General features: G+C 31.9%; 1 protein-coding gene. It reads left to right on the forward strand.

Translation table 11 applies throughout. The features are described from left to right. Nucleotides 1–115 precede the first annotated feature (115 nt). Nucleotides 116–676, forward strand: a complete 561-nt coding sequence (locus CJF42_RS24870; protein ID WP_095369199.1) for a hypothetical protein — start codon at nucleotides 116–118, stop codon at nucleotides 674–676. Nucleotides 677–907 lie beyond the last annotated feature (231 nt).

Here is a 907-nt window from a genome sequence, read left to right on the forward strand (position 1 = left end):
AGTGGCATAAACAAGCTAAAAGCTAAAATGCATATTTTAGGTTTTAACCAAAAGGCCATTTATTCTACTTATACTCTATAAATATGTATCATCAAAAAATAAGGGATTAATTATTATGTTTAAAGGTATCGTTCAGGGTGTGGGAACTATAAAAAAAATATCCAAAAGTGATGACAGGCAAAGGCATGGCATTATTTTCCCTAAAAATATTTTGCAATCAGTTGAGGTAAATTCAGTTATGCTGGTTAATGGGTGCTCTTTAACCGTAGTACGAATTACTGGTAATGTTGTTTATTTCGATATTGATCAAGCGCTTAATACAACAACATTTGATTGGTTAGACGTAGGTTCTAAAGTAAACTTGGAAATACATCCAAAGTTTGGAGTTACTGTAGGAAGAGGTGGGTTAACTGGACAGATCAAAGGTATTGCTAACATCAATAATATTATTAAAGAAGATGATTATTTTCAAGTGTTTATCGATATACCTAAAAGTCTAACTGATAACATTTCTGAAAGAGATGATATTGGTATTAATGGGATTTCTACTTGCATTGATACAATGTCAGACAGTATCGCTTGTATTAATTATCCGCTTGATTTACTAAGTAGCACCAATCTCAGCATGTTGGAAAAGGATAGTGTAGTTAACGTTGAAATATTAAACGAATGGTAACAGCAAAAAGTGTCACTAACGCCTTGCGCTACAGCAGGCGTTAAAAGACACATGGCAAGTATTTGATGGTAGATAAATAAATCCTTTTATTCTTAAAGTATACCTGTCATTGTGGCTATTACTGAATAAGATAGCTCTGAATTCACCCTCTTTTGGTAATAGCCCTAAATCAATTAATGTATGTATAAACTAATAATCAAAATTATATGTTCCAACAATAGAATTTGGATT

The sequence above is a fragment of the Pseudoalteromonas sp. NBT06-2 genome (genome assembly GCF_002276045.1).
GTDB lineage: Bacteria > Pseudomonadota > Gammaproteobacteria > Enterobacterales > Alteromonadaceae > Pseudoalteromonas.

Excerpts from the sequence above, each read along its gene's own strand:
- CJF42_RS24870 (WP_095369199.1), top strand. The coding sequence starts at position 116 with ATGTTTAAAGGTATCGTTCAGGGTGTGGGAACTATAAAAAAAATATCC.